This window comes from Pectinatus haikarae, assembly GCF_015732185.1.
Taxonomy (GTDB): domain Bacteria; phylum Bacillota; class Negativicutes; order Selenomonadales; family Selenomonadaceae; genus Pectinatus; species Pectinatus haikarae.
Map to the genome: position 1 here is coordinate 363,500 of NZ_WIQM01000016.1, position 16,622 is coordinate 380,121.

A 16,622-nucleotide genomic window follows, 5' to 3' on the forward strand; every position below is an offset into this window, starting at 1 on the left:
ATATGCAAAATCCCTTCTAAATATAGAAGTATAAAGGAATTTTTTTTCAAAATCAATAAATATTTTAATAAATATTATATTATACTTATTTAGACAAATATATCAATACAAATAAATATCATTAATACTATTTTCACTGGGATTTTTCCTGCAAAAATTGCCCTCCATAAGTTGGATTCCAGTCCAGCTTATGGAGGGCAGCTTACCACCAGTATGTTTTTAAATTTACTTTTCGAAAGCTTCGAATTATATTTTGCCGCAGCAATATTCCTTACCAAAACTCCCTATAAATTACTCAATCCATTGTCTGAATGATTACGATGCCGATTATCATGCACAACAACCCCAGCAAAGCGCTGCTCTTTAATTTTACGTGGTAAAACATAACGTCAAGAATACCGGTAATAAGCATTCCCGCAGCTCCCCATAATGCATAAGCAATACTGATATCCATTGTTTTTACAGCCTGAGCCAATAGAAAAAACGCGGTAAATATGCAGATGACAGCAAAAAATCCATATAATTTACGTTTAAAACCGGCCGAATTTTTCAGCAATATATTGGCTGCAATATCCATTATTACCGCTCCTATCAAAAATATAATGCCCTTATTCATGTTTTTCACCGCATACGGTACCAAAATTCAGCAAAATGATACCAATAAAAATTGCTGAAAAACCCACTATTTTAGCAATTGGCAGCTTTTCTTCAAATACAGACCAGCCAATAAAGGTTATAGCGGCAAGACCGACGCCCTCCCAAAAAGCATATGCTGTGCTCATAGGTATCCTTGTCACAGCCTTGGCCAGAAGGAAATAGGAGATACCTATAAAAGAAAAAATAATGCAATACATCATAATCGATTCATCATTGCCAAATTTTTTCATTATCGTAGTACCTGAAACTTCCGCAATGACAGCAAATATCAGTGCATACCATTGCTTCATAATATCGAACCCCTTACATTATCAATACAATCACTATTCTTTACATATATATAGTATCACACTAAACTATGTACTGTCCAACAGGATTAACGATCAATCTTCTGTACCTATTCCGGACTATCAATGTTTTATGCCTCTGGCTGCATGTTTCCTTATATCTCCGCTCATCTGCTCTTGTTTGCTCCTTTATAAAGCCTGAATAGTGTATATATTATTTTATTTGTATATATTATTTTATTATATTAAAATATAAGTTAAAAGAATATTGATTCTTATACAGTTAGACAAATTTTTCTTCTGTCGCTCGCAGACAGCGGGAAAAATATATTACCCATAAGTTTACATCAGATGGAGGCCATTACATGATGAATGCAAAATTTAAAGCTTATACAGCTGCGCTCATATATACACTGATCATAGGACTTTCGTTCATGTTCGTAAAAATAGCGCTGCGTACTGCAGCCCCGGTGGATATATTGGCTGACCGCTTTTCCATCGCTTTTCTGACAGGTTCTCTTATTTTTCTATTCAGCAGGAAAAAAATCCATATTGGTGTAAAAGATTTTTTTTCTATATTGCCATTGTCACTTCTTTATCCTGTTTTATTTTTCTTCTTTCAAGCCTTTGGTCTTGCATACTCAACATCTGCCGAGGCGGGAATAATTCAGGCTTGTGTTCCTATTCTTACCCTTCTGCTGGCTATAATCTTCCTTAAAGAATATTCATCTATGCGCGAAAATCTCTTTACGCTGTTATCCGTGTCCGGCGTAATATATATATTTATCATGAGCGGAAATAGAGAGCAAAACGGCAATACCCTGGGCATTATCCTTATTTTTCTTTCAACATTGGCCGCAGCGGCCTACAATGTTTTAGCCAAAAACCTGATAAAAAAATATTCTGCCACTGTTCTTACTTACTTCATGACAGCTTTTGGCATGGTAATATTCAACTGCGCCGCTTTGATTCAACATACCCTGAATAATACGCCGGTTTCTTATTTTTCCCCTTTTAGGGATAAATATTTTTTCTTTGCCATTTTATATCTTGGTATTCTATCTTCGTTCACCAGTGCTTTTCTGTCCAATTACGCACTTGGCAAAATAGATGCTTCAAAAATGAGCTTATTTGCGAATCTCGGTACTTTGATAACAATAGCAGCAGGAGTTGTTTTTTTACAAGAACCGTTTCATTATTATCAAGTAATTGGTTCCTTCCCTATTCTAATAGGAGTAGCCGGTGCAAATTATTTTGCGTCAAAAAAAAAATAAGCCTCGCTTTCAGGGCCTATTTCTGTAACTTCATGCCATTTTATTTTTATCCGATGACTAACCCGCTCTAATACTCCCGCTTCTGCAAGCGGTGAGTAAAGAGCGGCTAAGTCCCTGGATAATTTTGACTACTATTCAGGCGGCGTCAAAGCGCCGTCTGAATTAACTCTCCATTTATATTCTTCTCCCCAGTTATACATAGCCTTTAGGACAGGATCAAGACTATAACCTGTTTCTGTAAGAGTATATTCAACATGCGGCGGCACTTCGGCAAAAACCTTACGATTGACAAGTCCTGTTTCTTCCATGGACCGCAAGTTTGCCGTTAATACTTTTTGCGATATATTGCCAATAGATTTTTTCAACTGACCAAATCTTTTTGTACCGCTTAAAAGATCACGTATTATTAGAATTTTCCAACGGTCGCTTATCAGCATTAAAGTAGTTTCTACCGGACAAGCCGGTAATATTTTTTTCATAACCGTTTTTCTCCTTGCAGTTATTAATAGTTTCATTTTAGTAACTATGTTACTCTAAGGTGCTTACTTTACTATTATTCCTTATGGCTGTATTATAAACCTATAGAAGAAAAAACACAATTTTAATTGGAGGTATTATCATGAAAATCGGTATTATCGGTGCCAACGGAAAGGCCGGACGCTTAATTGTGAAAGAAGCTCTGAGCAGAGACCTTGATGTCACAGCAATCGTTCGCCATGAAAACAAAAGTGACGCTGTTAAGGCAATACAAAAGGACTTATTTGATTTAAGCTATGATGATTTAAAAGCCTTTGATGTGATCATTGACGCAGTCGGCACCACCTCGGAAAATGCTGCACAGCATATAACGTCCCTAAAGCATCTGGCTGATGTTCTAAAGGAAAAGCCTAATCGTCTGCTCATTATCGGCGGGGCAGGCAGTCTTTATACCAATGCTGAGCATACTTTAAAGCTTATCGACGCACCGGATTTTCCTGATTCTTTCAAACCTGTAGCTTCAAGCATGAGTCAAGCCCTGGACAATCTGCGTAAGATAAGTGATGTGAACTGGACTTTCATAAGTCCCGCAGCTGATTTTCGTTATGATGGTGCGCGAACCGGCAGTTATATTTTAGCAGGCGAAGAATTTACCGTTAATTCTAAAGGCGAAAGTATTTTAAGCTATGCTGATTATGCCATTGCCATGATTGATGAAGCTGTGAAGGGCAACCATATACGGCAGAGAATCTCTGTTGTTGGTAAATAAGTATTAAAAGGACGTGTCCATTATGAAGGATGTTATTGAAACTATAAAAAATCATCGCTCTATACGTCATTATCTGGACAAACCAATTCCTGACGCGGTGCTGAATGAAATTTTACAGGCAGCTCAGTCTATGCCGACATCCATAAACGGGCAGCAGCTTTCACTTATCGTGATAAAGGATAAAAATAAACGCCAAAAAATTGCTCACCTTACCGGTGATCAGCCCTGGATAGCGCAGGCTCCCGTTTTAGTCATTTTTACTGCCGATTTTTATCGCTCAGATTTGGCTTGCAGGAAGAACGGACAAAGGCAAGTGATTCATGAAAGCGTGGAAGGAACATTGGTAGGTGCTGTCGATGCGGGCATAGCTATGGGAGCAGCGATCATCGCAGCGGAGTCACTGGGATTGGGCATTGTTCCTATCGGCGCAGTGCGGCGTGATCCCGCACAAATGATCAACCTGCTTGAACTTCCCCCATATACTTATCCGTTAGTCGGACTTGTCATCGGTTATCCTGCCGATCCATCCGCTTTAAAACCGCGCTTTCCGTCCGGTACATTTGTTCATGAGGAAGTATATCAGAAAGACGGTGTACAAAATGCCATTGACGAATACGATAAAAAAATGGAAGACTATTACAAAGAGCGCGGCGACAAACAAACTGACTGGAGTTCACAGGTAACCGGTGCCTATAAGCAGGTCTACTTTCCCCAAGTTTATCCGACAATGAAAAAGCAAGGTTTTTTAAACGATAAATAAATAAAATAATAATTTGAACAAAAAAGGAGCCCAAACGGCTCCTTTTTTGTCATATCAGAAAAATCAATCCCAACAATTATAGACACCATCTTTATCCCCACCTGCTCTGCCGTATCCGCCGCAGAACTGGCTGCCCTGATCTGATGCAGCTGCAGATGAAACAGCAGCATTATTTGCATCTGTACCGGACTCGGCTGCTGCAAACGCCGTAAATGAAAAAGCTGTTATTGCCAGCGCAGCAGATAAAGAAATTAACATTTTTTTACTCTTCATAATAAAACCTCCCGCCAATTTAGATGAAGAAAGTAAATAATAACTTTTCCTAAAATAATGGTAGCAATAAATTATGACAAAACTATGACAGAAACTATTTTATCTGTGTACATTCTTTATAATTTATTTACCTGATACATGTGCATCATCTTCAAAACTTAATCTATTTTTATGAATTTATTATTTTTGGTTACCCAAAAATAAGCATTAGTAAACATTGACAAAATTTATATAATTTATTATAATTACCCATATTAATTTGATCATATATTATTTATAATATATTGTTGATTCAAACGGAGAGAATAAAATGGCAATTGCTAAAAATACAACGGCATTATCAAAAATAAATAGCGGTACTATGAAAATTATTACAAAACTGCTGAAGGACGTTTTTCACGGAGAAATTACCTTAATAGTGCAGAATTCCTGCTTGATTCAAGTGGAAAGAAACGAAAAGATTCGTTTGGCTGATATCGCCAAATATGATCAGTACGCTGCAAAGGCTACTCTTACAAACTATGATTCTATATGTAAAAAAATTCAGCAGGAGTTTAGCAGCTTGGAATATGGAAATATCGTCATAATAATAAAATCCGGGCGAGTAGTACAGGTTGAACGAACGGAAAAGCATCGTTTTCAGGGTTTTACAGGAATGGACGGCGAAGGTATTTAAAATTTGCTATATATAAAGGAAGCCGTCGGCTGAACAGCCGACGGCTTCCTTTATATATAGCAAATTCATCCATGTCCAAGACGGTCCAAGAAGATATCGATATTATATCATGGACGCAATATAAGACAGTTCATCATTGTTCAGATCAATTCGAAGTATTCTCCCAAATACAAGCGATGCTTCCTTCACCTTAGCCAATTTTAACGGGTCGATCGTTCCCGCGAGATCGCTGTTATATTTTATATCGTTATGTGTCACCTGCCGTTCCAGCGCACACCCTGTATGAACAACTATCTTCAATTTTTGAGCATTTGAAAACTCCGTGCCAAAACTTTTCTCCAGTTTTTCAGTAAATTCCATCAATAAATTAATTACTTTATCCGGATTCAGATATAAAAGTATTTCATTCAATGAATCAGCGCATAAATGACGCAGGACCACATTGCCATTTTCTGTACCCTGCGGAACAAAACCAGTCCCCGGCAGCTGGCATAACAACGCGTTATCCTTGCCGCTCAATATCGTTTCCAAGGGAATAAAGGGAGCCTCTATCTGTGGATCCATAATACCGACTGAAGCCAGTATATTATATTTCTCCGATAATTTTTTTATATTTTCCTTCATATCATATATGCTTATGGGTATTATTTTAACATGCATAATTCCTGCATTGAGTAAAATATCCCGGATCATCTGTTTGAGTTTTTCGGCAGTTCCCTCACCGGAGCTGCAAATAGTAACTATTATGTCGTTTTTTTCATTGTTTGACAGAATGGTACTGTCATCATACCCGCCGAAAGATTTCAATGAATCACAAACCGCCTGCAGCGTAATTCCTGCCATATCCACTTTGCGCATTGCTTCCAATACCAACGGAGTAGTAACCATGCTGATAGTCATTACCGATATATTAAGCTTTTCCTGTATCAGCGGCCCAAAATTGCATAAGGATCCCATATCCGCCATAAGCAGCAGCCCCTGACTGCAATTGATATGCCGCAATTTTTCTACTATGCGGTCAAGCATTTCATTAGGCCGGCATTCAAGGGGCATATCAAACGCAACAAGCTTCACTTTTGTTGCACTGAATAATTTGCGGGCAACATCACAAACAGAACTGGCTGTATAATTTCCATGCATCGCAACAGCAATAACAATTTTATCCGTTATATCTTCCTGCTTTAAAGACTGTAAAAGCATAGCAAAATATTCCGTTTCTGAGACAGCGATCTTGATATTATAATGATCTTCAATCATTTTTTTGATTTCCTGTGCCAGCTCGAACTCCAACGTAGAAGTATTTACCACCCCTGACAAAGAATTACGAAATTGCTTTTTTTCTTTATTACGAGCAAATAAAGCACTTAAATGCAAGCCAAACGCATATAAAAATCTTTCCTTAGATATCAGATTTATTTTATCAGCCACTATATCAGCTACCTGCTGCGTAAAATCCACCATATCCGCATCGATTATTTTCAAAAGACGGTCATGCACGGATAATGTAACATTCTGTTTTTGTTTTATATAAAAATCCTTTAAATACGCATTAACATCAGCGATCATTACCTGCTGCACTACATCATCCGCAATTCCTTCACCCTTTAAAATTTTCACCTTATTTTCTACCATTTGATAAAGATTGAATTTCTCATCTTCAGCCTCTTTAGGCAGTTTTCCCTTGCTGTCAGGAGTAACATAAAACTCATTGCCTATTGTCGCCGAAATAGCGGCCATATCCTGTCTTTTAGTGCTCATAGCCAATATACCGGACTTTATTTGCTGCGGCAGTATATGATAATCTATTTCTATATATTTGCGGTTTTTTATATTGAGCAGCCCTTGCGCGCATAACAGCCTTATGTTGGATTCAAGCTGTCCGACATTTCCCGGGCCTATATTTCCGATCAAAGCCTTTATTGCGTCACCGCTTACCTTTATCGGTCTTTTTATGCAGCGCGATTCTTTTAAGAACAGCAGCTTTGTAATTTCCAGCTTTTCTTCTATAGGCCGTTCAGATAACGGTGGTATTTCAATAATATTCGGTATTCTCCGTTTGAATGTTCTCGTCAGCACAGAATCGGGATCTTCTGTTGTCGCGCAGACAATAAGCACACGTGCTTTTCTTTCCCGCTTTGTTTCTCCCAATCTGTTGAAGGTGCCCGTATCCATAAAATAGAATATCATTTCCTGCCCCTCCGGCGGCAGGCGATGAACTTCGTCAAGGAAAAGTACGCCCTCATCAGCTGATTCCATCAAACCGACAGCACTGGTATCCGCTCCGGTAAAAGCACCTTTAATGTGACCAAAAATATGTGATATCAAAAGTTGAGAATTATTGTAATAATCAGCGCAGTTGAATGTTACAAAAGGGGCATTCTGCTTAAATCGCCCTGCCTCTCTTCCATATTCAAACATCATGTGGGCGAACAAAGTTTTTCCCACACCGGTCTGTCCCAAAATAAGAGTGTGGAGCCCGTCAGGTGGATATATTATAGCTGCTTTGGCTTGATCAATCTGTGCATTCAGGCTTGCTCCCACAAACTTACTGAATACATTGGTCCGTTCATCATTCCCCTTTACTTTTATTTTTTTCAGAGAATCTTTTACTTTACCGTCATTATAGAAATATAATACAGGTCTTCCCCTTGATTTTTCTATTTTTTTTTGTCTATAAAGTTCATTCAGCTCACGACTTACATTGCTGCGCAGAATATTTAAATGCTGCGCGATCTGAACAGCTGTTAGTCCTCTCTCCCTCAATGCACCCGTTTCATAAAGCTGTCTCATATAGGCATAAATTCGTTCGATACGTTTCATAATGTAAACTCCAATATAATTATTTTGTGCCTTCTTCCAAAATAAACACCGTGAAATAAGTTGTTTAATGTAAAATGACCTGCAAAAAATTTCATCAACATTTTGATAAAAGTTTTATCTATAAATATTCAATTCTATTGCGTCCATTACTTTTCGCCATATACATTGCCGCATCCGCATCTTTTTTAATGTCCTCTATTGTTTTATGATGCGGCTTGTTGGCAGAAATACCGATACTGACAGTAACAGTAACAATTATTTCTTCCGCATCAAACTTTGATTGCTCAATGTATGTTCGTATTTTTTCCGCCAGGGCAACTGCACCATAGCAATCAGTCTGCGGCAAATAGACTGCAATTTCTTCTCCGCCGACTCTGCCTACAATATCACTTTTTCTGCAATTTTCTACTATACATTCTGCCACTCTCTTTAAAACTATGTCACCGACTGCATGTCCATATGTATCGTTTACTTTTTTAAAATAATCTATATCAATAAACATGACAGAGAACGGAGTATTTTCCCGTCGTGCCAGATTTATCAATTTATTGCATATTTGACAATAAGAACTCTTATTAAGCAGATTTGTCAACCCATCGCGCGAAGCCAAATATTTCAATTTCTTATTCAATTCAGCGAGTTTATGTTCAGTATCTTTGTTTTCTGTAATATCCGTCAATACTACTAATTCTGCAAATGCATAACCCGATTCATTTCGCAGAGGTGTGACACTTACTTTATAAATTTTATCATTGATAACTAATTCGTGTGTCGGGACCGTTTTATTCTGATCAAAAAGTTTAAAGTCACGTTCTATATTTTGTGCGCCTTCCGGACTCATTTCAGAGACCTTACGCCCCGCCAGATCTTGGACCTTAGGATTATTAACAGCTACCAATGCCTGGCTGTTTAATATATGGTCTCCTTTTCTATCTACCAGCACGACCGATACAGGAATAGCCGCAAATAACTGTTCGAGTGTGATAATTTCTCCGCCCACTTCAATTAAGTTTTTTTTATTTTTATACTTATCCGCCCCCAGGCTCACCATCCAGTCACCAGCTTTCAATAATTTATTAGAAAACGTTATAAGACGATTATAATACTTTCGAATGACTCTAAGCAATGGCTATTATAATGAAACTGTTATTCTTCACATCTTCGGTACTGCCTTGCAGAGTGAATCGCGCAAATACTCCAGAATAATAAAACTAAGATTTTCTGTACCTTGAGCAAACAGATATTTAAATCTGAGCATAACAAAAAACTGTCGTTCTGTAACTCGACAGTTTTTTGTTATGCTCAGATTTAAATATCATTATTTGACTGAATAAACCGCAATTAATGCTTCACAAATTTGCTTAATCCAAGACCAATGAAAAGTCCTTTTTAATTTCTGCAATACTGACAGGTCTGTTTTTTTCGACCGATTTTTTTGCGGCAAGTCCTATAAGAACCGGCTGCAAACCATCATTTGCATTTACTGCCGTTGGTGTGTCATTACATATTGCATCAACAAATGAATTTATTTCAGCAGCATATGCCAGCATATACCGTTCGAGGAAAAAATACATTGGCTTTTCACTTAATACACCATCCTGATTGCTTATGACAGCTGAAGAATTGCTGTCATTACCGATGGAGATCGCACCTTTTGTACCAAACACTTCAGCCCGCTGATCATATCCATAGACAGCCTGACGGCAATTATCAATCACTGCGGTGGCACCATTTGCCAGTTTCATCGTAATTACAGCTGTATCTATATCACCTGCTTTGCCGATTTCAGGATCAACTGTCACAGAGCCGACAGCAAATACTTCTTCCACTTCACTGCCAGATAAATAACGGACCATATCAAAATCATGTATCGTCATATCCAGAAAAATACCGCCCGATACTTTCACATACTCTATAGGAGGAGCTTCCGGATCACGAGACGTTATTTTTATTATCTGCTGCTTACCGATCTTCCCTGCTTCTACTGCATCTTTTATTGCTCTAAAATTATGATCGAAACGGCGATTAAATCCTACTTGATATTTCAATCCCGATTTTTCCACAGTATCCAATACTTTTCTTATTTTTTTCACATCATGGTCAATAGGCTTTTCACAAAATACGTGTTTTCCCGCATTTATCGCTTCAATAGATATGGGGGAATGCGTATCCGTTGATGAGCAGATAAGAACTGCATTTATTTCAGCATCTGCCAATATCTTTTTATAATCTGTGTAAACATTTTCAATCCCCAATGATGCAGCCCATTTTTTACCATTATCATTTAAAAACGGGTCCGCAACAGCTTTTATTTTCGCGTTTTTTACAAATTTGGTAATACTTTCTCCATGAACTCGGCCAATACGTCCTATGCCAATAATACCAATATTTACCATTTATATCACCTGATTAATAAATTTTAGAATCTTTTTCAGAAACAATTTTCAATATATCTCGCTGACAACTCTGTTACGTGCGCAGTTCACGATAGATATCGATCATTTGTTCTATCAGTTTTTTATTAAGTATAGCATTATTCACATACCCTTGTGCATGTATCAGCAGTACGGACAGTTCATTTTTAACTCCATTCGCTTCATCTTTAATAAGATTTGTCTGCAATTCATGCGCTTTGAGAAGTAACTCATCAGCTTCTCCCAAAATTTTTTCAGCAGCTCCAAAATCAGCTTTTTTTGCATCTTCCAGAGCTTTGAACTGTAAAGCTTGCGCATCACCTGCAGAAGCAATCATACTATATGCCATTTGTGTAATATTGGACATAATTCAACTCATCTCCTTGATTAAATATTTTATTTTTGGTTAAATAATGATTAACTATTGAATATAAAATAGCATTATATATAGTAATTGTCAATAAAAATAATAATATTTTGAAATAAAACAATTGACTAAATAACGTTTATATAATAATATTATTATCATAAAATCATCATAATATTATTATAATATAACTATATAGATTTCATAGTACAGTCATTTATATGTAATAATTATATACTTGTAGATGATTTTATTCATAAATTTACGGGAGGTCCTAAAAATGTCAACACAAAGACTAAAATATTTTGTAGATGGTCAATTTAAAGATTCCGTATCAACCAAAATAGTTGATGTTTACGATCCGAGCACAGGTAATGTACTAGCGCAAATGCCCTGCTGCACAGAAGATGAAGTAAACGAGGCAGTGTCTGCGGCAAAGAAAGCATTTATCTCCTGGTCGATGACAGCTCCATCGAAAAGAGCAGCCATCATGTTCAAAGTTAAACAATTACTTGACAGTCACTTGGATGAGTTGACCATGCTGGTTGCCAAAGAAAATGGCAAATGCTGGTCGGAAGCAAAAGGGGATGTACTCAAAGCGATTGAGCCTACCGAATTAGCCTGCGGCATTCCTTCACTTCTTGCCAGTGAAGGGGAAGCATTATTCGACGCGTCCCGAGGTTATGATACTATTCGTTATCGCGAACCATTAGGTGTTTTTGCCGGTATTGCTCCGTTCAATTTTCCTGCAATGATTCCAATGGGCTGGATGACACCAATGTGTGTTGCCTGCGGTAATACAATAGTATTAAAAGTTTCCAGCAACACCCCGATGACTTCTTTAAGAATAGCCGAATTATACAAAGAAGCCGGCATTCCCGACGGCGTGGTAAATATAGTTCCCTGTACGCGCAATGAAGCCGAAATGCTTCTTTCTCACCCTGACATAAAAGGAATTACTTTTGTCGGTACAACTGGAGTGGGACTTCATATTTACTCAGAAGCCGCAAAATCCGGCAAACGTGTTCAGGCGCTGTGTGAAGCAAAAAATCATGCTCTTGTCCTGGAAGACGCCCCTATTGAAAGAACGGCAGCAAGCATCATCAACGCAGCATACGGCTGTGCAGGCGAACGTTGTATGGCTCTGCCTGTGGTAGTAGTACAGTCAAGCATAGCTGACAAATTAGTCGAATCAATAGCAGAAAAAGCGAAAAAAATGAAAATCGGTCCCGCCTATGACAAAACCAGTAAGCTTGGACCTGTTATAGACGAAAAACACCGTCAGCATATTATTCAATGGATAGAAAAGGGTCTTGACGAAGGAGCAAAGATGGTCCTCGATGGACGAAATGTCACCGTACCGGGCTATGAAAAAGGATTTTATCTTGGCCCCACGGTCTTAGATCACGTAACGGATAAAATGACTGTCGGACAAAGAGAAATTTTTGGTCCTGTTCTGTGCATAAAACGGTGTAAAGATTTTGAAGAAGGCCTGGCAATAATGAATAATAATCCTTTTGCCAATGGTTCTGCCATTTTCACCCAGAATGGCCACTTCGCAAGAGAATTTGCCCGGCGCACAGACGGCGGCATGGTTGGAATAAATGTCGGTATCCCTGTGCCGGTCGGGATGTTCCCCTTCAACGGACATAAACAGTCCTTCTTTGGTGATCTTCACTGTCTGGGCCGTGACGGAGTCAGATTCTATACAGAAAGCAAAGTTGTAACTTCCCGCTGGTTTGACGAAGAAGCAAAAAAGGAAAAAGAAGTTTCCACATGGGACGGAACTATCTGAGCAGTCTGCTTATCATTAAATAAATTTTTCAATTTGATATTGCTGAAAAATTACGTTCGATGAAATTTTGATTTTATTGAACGTAATTTTTCTGTAATATAGAACTCAATAAAATATTAATATTTATACATAGAAGGTGTTTTATTTGAAGGCAGTCATTTATGAAGGCAATGGCACTATGAAAGAAAAAAACGTTGACTTGCCAATATTGGAAAACAACGAACTGTTGTTGAAAGTACAGGCCTGCGGTATTTGCAGCAGCGACCTGAGAACTCTTTTATATGGAAGTCGTTCCGTCGTACCGCCTGTAGTGCTGGGGCATGAGATTGCCGGTGAAATAGTTGATAAAACCTTACGGGGAACAGAATATAATCTGGGCCAAAGAGTAATCGTATCTCCTGCAATAGGATGCGGACGATGTATATTTTGCAGAACAGGTCAACAGAACCATTGCAATGACGTCAGGAAAATAGCCAGTCATTATAATGGAGGATTTGCGGAATATATAAAAATACCCGCTCAAGCGATATACGGAGGCAACATAAATATCATACCAAAAAATATTGATTATCTTGAAGCCTCTTTATCAGAACCTTTGGCCTGTGTGATAAACGGTCAGGAAAATCTGAATATCGGTCCCGACGACACGGTTGCCGTGATTGGCGCAGGCCCTATCGGTCTTTTGCACGCAGAAACTGCCAGACTAAGCGGTGCAAAAAAAATTCTGCTTATCAACAGGAGCTCGAAACGCTTAAAACTAGCAGAATCATTTCATTATGATGCCTATATTGATCTATCAGCCGAAGATGGAATAAAAGCAGTAAATGATATGACTGATGGAAAAGGCGCGAATGTCGTCATTGTAACAGTAAGTTCAGCACAAGCAGTGGAAATGGGAGTAAATATGGCATCGCACATGGGGAGAGTATGCCTGTTCAGCGGTTTTCCTTACGATAAATCAAAAAACAAACTGGATCTTAATATTGTTCATTATCGTCAGATAACTCTGTACGGAGTATTTTCCTCTGCACCCAGACATAATGAAGCGGCACTGAATTTGATCACAGACGGAAAAATTAATATCAAAAAAATTATTACGCACATTGTCTCCCTCAGCAAAATAGACAGTGGTTTTGATATTGTCCGGGCACACGACGGACTAAAAGTTATTGTTGTGCCGGATATGGAGGATTTACAGGAAGATATAAAGAATTATTCCAGTGCAAAGATTATTGTCTGATTCTATCTATGATCTTAGTCAGATAATATATTAAAAATACTAATTATTTTCAATATACTAATAATTATTTGCAGTATTATTATTGTAAATGATTATACAAACAGAAGGGATTGATGAATGTGCGGAAAAGGAACTCTGTTATTATTTTTGGTGTTTTGATTTTGGCAATCGCTATTGCAGGTTTTATATTTGGAAAATTTCAATACGGCGGCTCTACAGCAAACGGAAAATTTATCGTCGCTTATCTGAATTCATCTGATTCGGATAATTTTCTGGCTACCATCAAAGCAGGTTTTAATGAATCAGCCAAAAAAGATACAGGAATAGAGGTTAAATTTGCCGACGGAAAATCAGATGTAAATCTGCAGATAGATCAAATGAATCAATTCATAGCTGAAAAGGTAAACGTAATCTGCATTAATGCCGTCGATCTGGAAGCTGTTGTCCCTGTTATAGAAAAAGCCAACGCGGCAGGAATACCGGTCATAGCAGTTAACAGAGCACCCAAAGGAGGCAATTACATACTTGCGGCTTCAAAAAACTATGAAGCCGGCGTGCTGCAAGGACAGTATATGATCAAAGCTTTGCCTCCCAACGCCAAAATCTTATACTTAGAGGGGACACGCTCGCAGGAAAGCGCTCAGCAAAGATGGACCGGTTTCTCCGATGCATGTTTAAAGCAGAGGCCGGATATACAAGTTTTAAGTAATCTTGACGGCAATTATGACAAGGCCGAAGGTATGAAAATAATGTCAGTATGGCTGCAGATATTTCCTCATTTTGATGCTGTTGTCTCAGGCAATGATCAAATGGCACTGGGTGCCATAAAAGCTATGCAGGCTGCAGGACGCCAGGGTGTAGCTGTTTCCGGTGTTGATGGTACAAGTGAAGCCTTAAAAGCCATTTCAGAAGGACTTATGGCCCAGTCAGTAAAACAGGATGGTGTAAAGCAAGCACAGGAAAGTTTTAAACTGGTAGAGATGATAAAGGAAGGAAAGACTCCTCCAAAAGAAAATATGATTCCCTTTACTTCAATTACGAAAGAAAATCTTAATGAGTTCTTAAAGTGAGGAGGTTTTAAACATGCTGCAAAATCAAAAAGTAAAAAATAAAATTTTGGGACTGGCATTTATTATGATCCTGATATTATGTATGATCGGCGGTGCAGGATATTTTTTCATATTGCAATCAAAAAACACTATAGATGATCTTTATAATTATAATTTGATGTCCACGCAATATCTTAACGATGCGGGCAATCAGATGCGCACAATCGAAGTTGATGTTTCCTATATATTGCTCCAAGGTAAAAACAGTCTTGATCCCAAAGTTCTTCAGGAGGATATCCTGCAGAAATCTGCCATATTAAAAAACGATATAGACAAACTTAAACAAGTCGACAGAAGTGATAAGGCACAAAAAATATTGGAAAAAGCTGACGCGGATATCAATGATTTCATCGCAAAAGTAAAAACTATTGATCAATTGAAGGACACACCGGAAGATAAGGTAAAATTATTTGAAAATGTATCGGCAATAAGAGCCTTAACCGATGATTTTTCATACTTGAATCCTGACAATGTAATGCAGGGAAAAACCCTATTTGATGCCAATAATACAGCTTATCAGACCTCTATCAAGATCTTTTTCGCTATTTTACTGCTGGGAATTTTTATAAGTGTGATACTGTCCGTTATAATTTCTAAAAATATTTCTAAACCGCTGCATACTGCAGTGATGCACTTGAATCACGTCGCTGACAAAGATTTTGGCAATGATATCCCCAATGATCTACTTTACCGAAAAGACGAGATCGGTGACATGATGCAGTCCCTGAATAATATGAAAACAACGCTCAGAAATATTTTACAGAATTTCCAGACCGAATCTCAGAAAAATGCCCAAATGGCATTGGAAATTAAGGAATCAATAAAAAATCTAAATGACAATACTCAAGATATCTCGGCAGTAACCGAACAAATGTCGGCAAGTATGCAGCAAACAGCAGCCTCGACTACTGAAATCAAAAATATGAGTGAACGGTTGAAAACAAGGATGACTGATACTGCAGAAGAAGCAGAAAAGAGTGAAAAATACGCACAGGAAATCAATGAAAGAGCAGGTACACTAAAAGAATCTGCCGAGGTTTCAATAAAAAATTCCAATGAAATATACGCTAGAACAAAAATGGAATTGGAAAACGCAATTGAAGATTCCAAAGTGGTCGGGCAGATAAATACGCTGACAGAGGATATACTGTCAATAGCCTCTCAAACAAATCTTTTGGCACTCAATGCTGCAATAGAAGCAGCGCGGGCCGGTCAGTCTGGCAGGGGATTTGCGGTTGTCGCTGATGAAGTCAGAAAACTTGCCGGACAGTCGAAGGACACCGCTGACAAAATTCAAAACATAGCCGTGCAGGTCAATGATTCGGTGGCAAATTTATCACAGAGTTCCTTTGATATACTAAAATTTATAGACGGTGCTGTAAACAATGATTATAAAGCACTGAATGTCACAGCGGAAAAATATAAAAAAGACGCTCAATATATAAATAATTTTTCGGCACAGAGCAATGCATCAGCTCAGCAGCTTATAAAAGAAATAGAATCTATGTCTGTCTCCATGGAAGAAATTGCCAAGGCCACACAGGAAAGCGCCACAGGTAATTCCTCCATAGCTGAAAAAGTTACGGATGCAGCCCAGAGCTGTGAGGATATATTAGGCAGGGTAGATCAAACGCACAAAGGTGCGAAAATATTGCTTGAAGAAATATCAGAATTTAAACTATAATGTCAGTGCTGACAAAGCTT

General features: G+C 38.1%; 16 protein-coding genes. 8 read left to right on the forward strand and 8 right to left on the reverse strand.

From position 1 onward, the window contains the following. Window positions 1-295 precede the first annotated feature (295 nt). On the reverse strand, window positions 296-616 hold the full coding sequence (locus I6758_RS12300) for an SMR family transporter (protein ID WP_269140353.1): 321 nt from the start codon (window positions 614-616) through the stop codon (window positions 296-298). Further along, window positions 609-947: a DMT family transporter gene (locus I6758_RS12305; protein WP_196605555.1), complete on the reverse strand. Its 339-nt coding sequence runs from the start codon at window positions 945-947 to the stop codon at window positions 609-611. Before I6758_RS12305 ends, I6758_RS12300 begins: the two co-directional genes overlap by 8 nt. 362 nt (window positions 948-1,309) lie before the next feature. Between I6758_RS12305 and I6758_RS12310 the strand changes: the two genes are divergently transcribed. Continuing rightward, window positions 1,310-2,218: a DMT family transporter gene (locus I6758_RS12310; RefSeq protein WP_231038658.1), complete on the forward strand. Its 909-nt coding sequence runs from the start codon at window positions 1,310-1,312 to the stop codon at window positions 2,216-2,218. 131 nt (window positions 2,219-2,349) lie between these two features. Here the strand turns inward: I6758_RS12310 and I6758_RS12315 are convergent, their stop codons facing one another. Beyond that, a complete protein-coding gene (locus I6758_RS12315; RefSeq protein ID WP_196605556.1) occupies window positions 2,350-2,697 on the reverse strand; it encodes a winged helix-turn-helix transcriptional regulator in 348 nt (115 codons plus the stop codon). A 140-nt stretch (window positions 2,698-2,837) separates the two neighbouring features. On the opposite strand from I6758_RS12315, the gene I6758_RS12320 reads away from it, so the two are divergent. Both I6758_RS12320 and I6758_RS12325 read left to right on the forward strand, forming a co-directional pair. Further along, a complete protein-coding gene (locus tag I6758_RS12320; RefSeq protein WP_196605557.1) occupies window positions 2,838-3,464 on the forward strand; it encodes an NAD(P)-dependent oxidoreductase in 627 nt (208 codons plus the stop codon). A gap of 22 nt (window positions 3,465-3,486) precedes the next feature. After that, on the forward strand, window positions 3,487-4,224 hold the full coding sequence (locus I6758_RS12325) for an NADPH-dependent oxidoreductase (RefSeq protein ID WP_196605558.1): 738 nt from the start codon (window positions 3,487-3,489) through the stop codon (window positions 4,222-4,224). Between the two features lie 63 nt (window positions 4,225-4,287). Here the strand turns inward: I6758_RS12325 and I6758_RS12330 are convergent, their stop codons facing one another. Beyond that, the gene (locus tag I6758_RS12330; RefSeq protein ID WP_196605559.1) at window positions 4,288-4,497 is read right to left on the reverse strand and encodes a hypothetical protein; all 210 of its coding nucleotides are present in this window, start codon (window positions 4,495-4,497) and stop codon (window positions 4,288-4,290) included. 310 nt (window positions 4,498-4,807) lie between these two features. On the opposite strand from I6758_RS12330, the gene I6758_RS12335 reads away from it, so the two are divergent. After that, a complete protein-coding gene (locus I6758_RS12335) occupies window positions 4,808-5,173 on the forward strand; it encodes a YezD family protein (protein ID WP_196605560.1) in 366 nt (121 codons plus the stop codon). 102 nt (window positions 5,174-5,275) lie between these two features. Here the strand turns inward: I6758_RS12335 and I6758_RS12340 are convergent, their stop codons facing one another. The 4 genes from I6758_RS12340 to I6758_RS12355 form a co-directional block, all read right to left on the reverse strand. Beyond that, complete coding sequence (locus I6758_RS12340) at window positions 5,276-7,993, reverse strand: sigma-54-dependent transcriptional regulator (protein ID WP_196605561.1); 2,718 nt, start codon at window positions 7,991-7,993, stop codon at window positions 5,276-5,278. Window positions 7,994-8,111: 118 nt separating this feature from the next. Beyond that, window positions 8,112-9,044: a sensor domain-containing diguanylate cyclase gene (locus I6758_RS12345; RefSeq protein ID WP_196605562.1), complete on the reverse strand. Its 933-nt coding sequence runs from the start codon at window positions 9,042-9,044 to the stop codon at window positions 8,112-8,114. Window positions 9,045-9,354: 310 nt separating this feature from the next. Continuing rightward, on the reverse strand, window positions 9,355-10,389 hold the full coding sequence (gene iolG, locus I6758_RS12350) for an inositol 2-dehydrogenase (protein ID WP_196605563.1): 1,035 nt from the start codon (window positions 10,387-10,389) through the stop codon (window positions 9,355-9,357). 73 nt (window positions 10,390-10,462) lie between these two features. Beyond that, window positions 10,463-10,774, reverse strand: a complete 312-nt coding sequence (locus tag I6758_RS12355) for a PTS lactose/cellobiose transporter subunit IIA (protein ID WP_196605564.1) — start codon at window positions 10,772-10,774, stop codon at window positions 10,463-10,465. A 280-nt stretch (window positions 10,775-11,054) separates the two neighbouring features. On the opposite strand from I6758_RS12355, the gene I6758_RS12360 reads away from it, so the two are divergent. The 4 genes from I6758_RS12360 (at window position 11,055) to I6758_RS12375 (ending at window position 16,602) form a co-directional block, all read left to right on the forward strand. After that, the gene (locus I6758_RS12360) at window positions 11,055-12,569 is read left to right on the forward strand and encodes a CoA-acylating methylmalonate-semialdehyde dehydrogenase (RefSeq protein WP_196605565.1); all 1,515 of its coding nucleotides are present in this window, start codon (window positions 11,055-11,057) and stop codon (window positions 12,567-12,569) included. A 145-nt stretch (window positions 12,570-12,714) separates the two neighbouring features. After that, entirely contained in the window at window positions 12,715-13,809 is a 1,095-nt protein-coding gene (locus I6758_RS12365; protein ID WP_196605566.1) for an alcohol dehydrogenase catalytic domain-containing protein, read from the forward strand. A gap of 113 nt (window positions 13,810-13,922) precedes the next feature. Continuing rightward, window positions 13,923-14,879 (forward strand): sugar ABC transporter substrate-binding protein, encoded by a 957-nt coding sequence (locus I6758_RS12370; RefSeq protein WP_196605567.1) that lies wholly within the window; start codon window positions 13,923-13,925, stop codon window positions 14,877-14,879. Between the two features lie 13 nt (window positions 14,880-14,892). Beyond that, on the forward strand, window positions 14,893-16,602 hold the full coding sequence (locus I6758_RS12375; RefSeq protein WP_196605568.1) for a methyl-accepting chemotaxis protein: 1,710 nt from the start codon (window positions 14,893-14,895) through the stop codon (window positions 16,600-16,602). Window positions 16,603-16,622 lie beyond the last annotated feature (20 nt).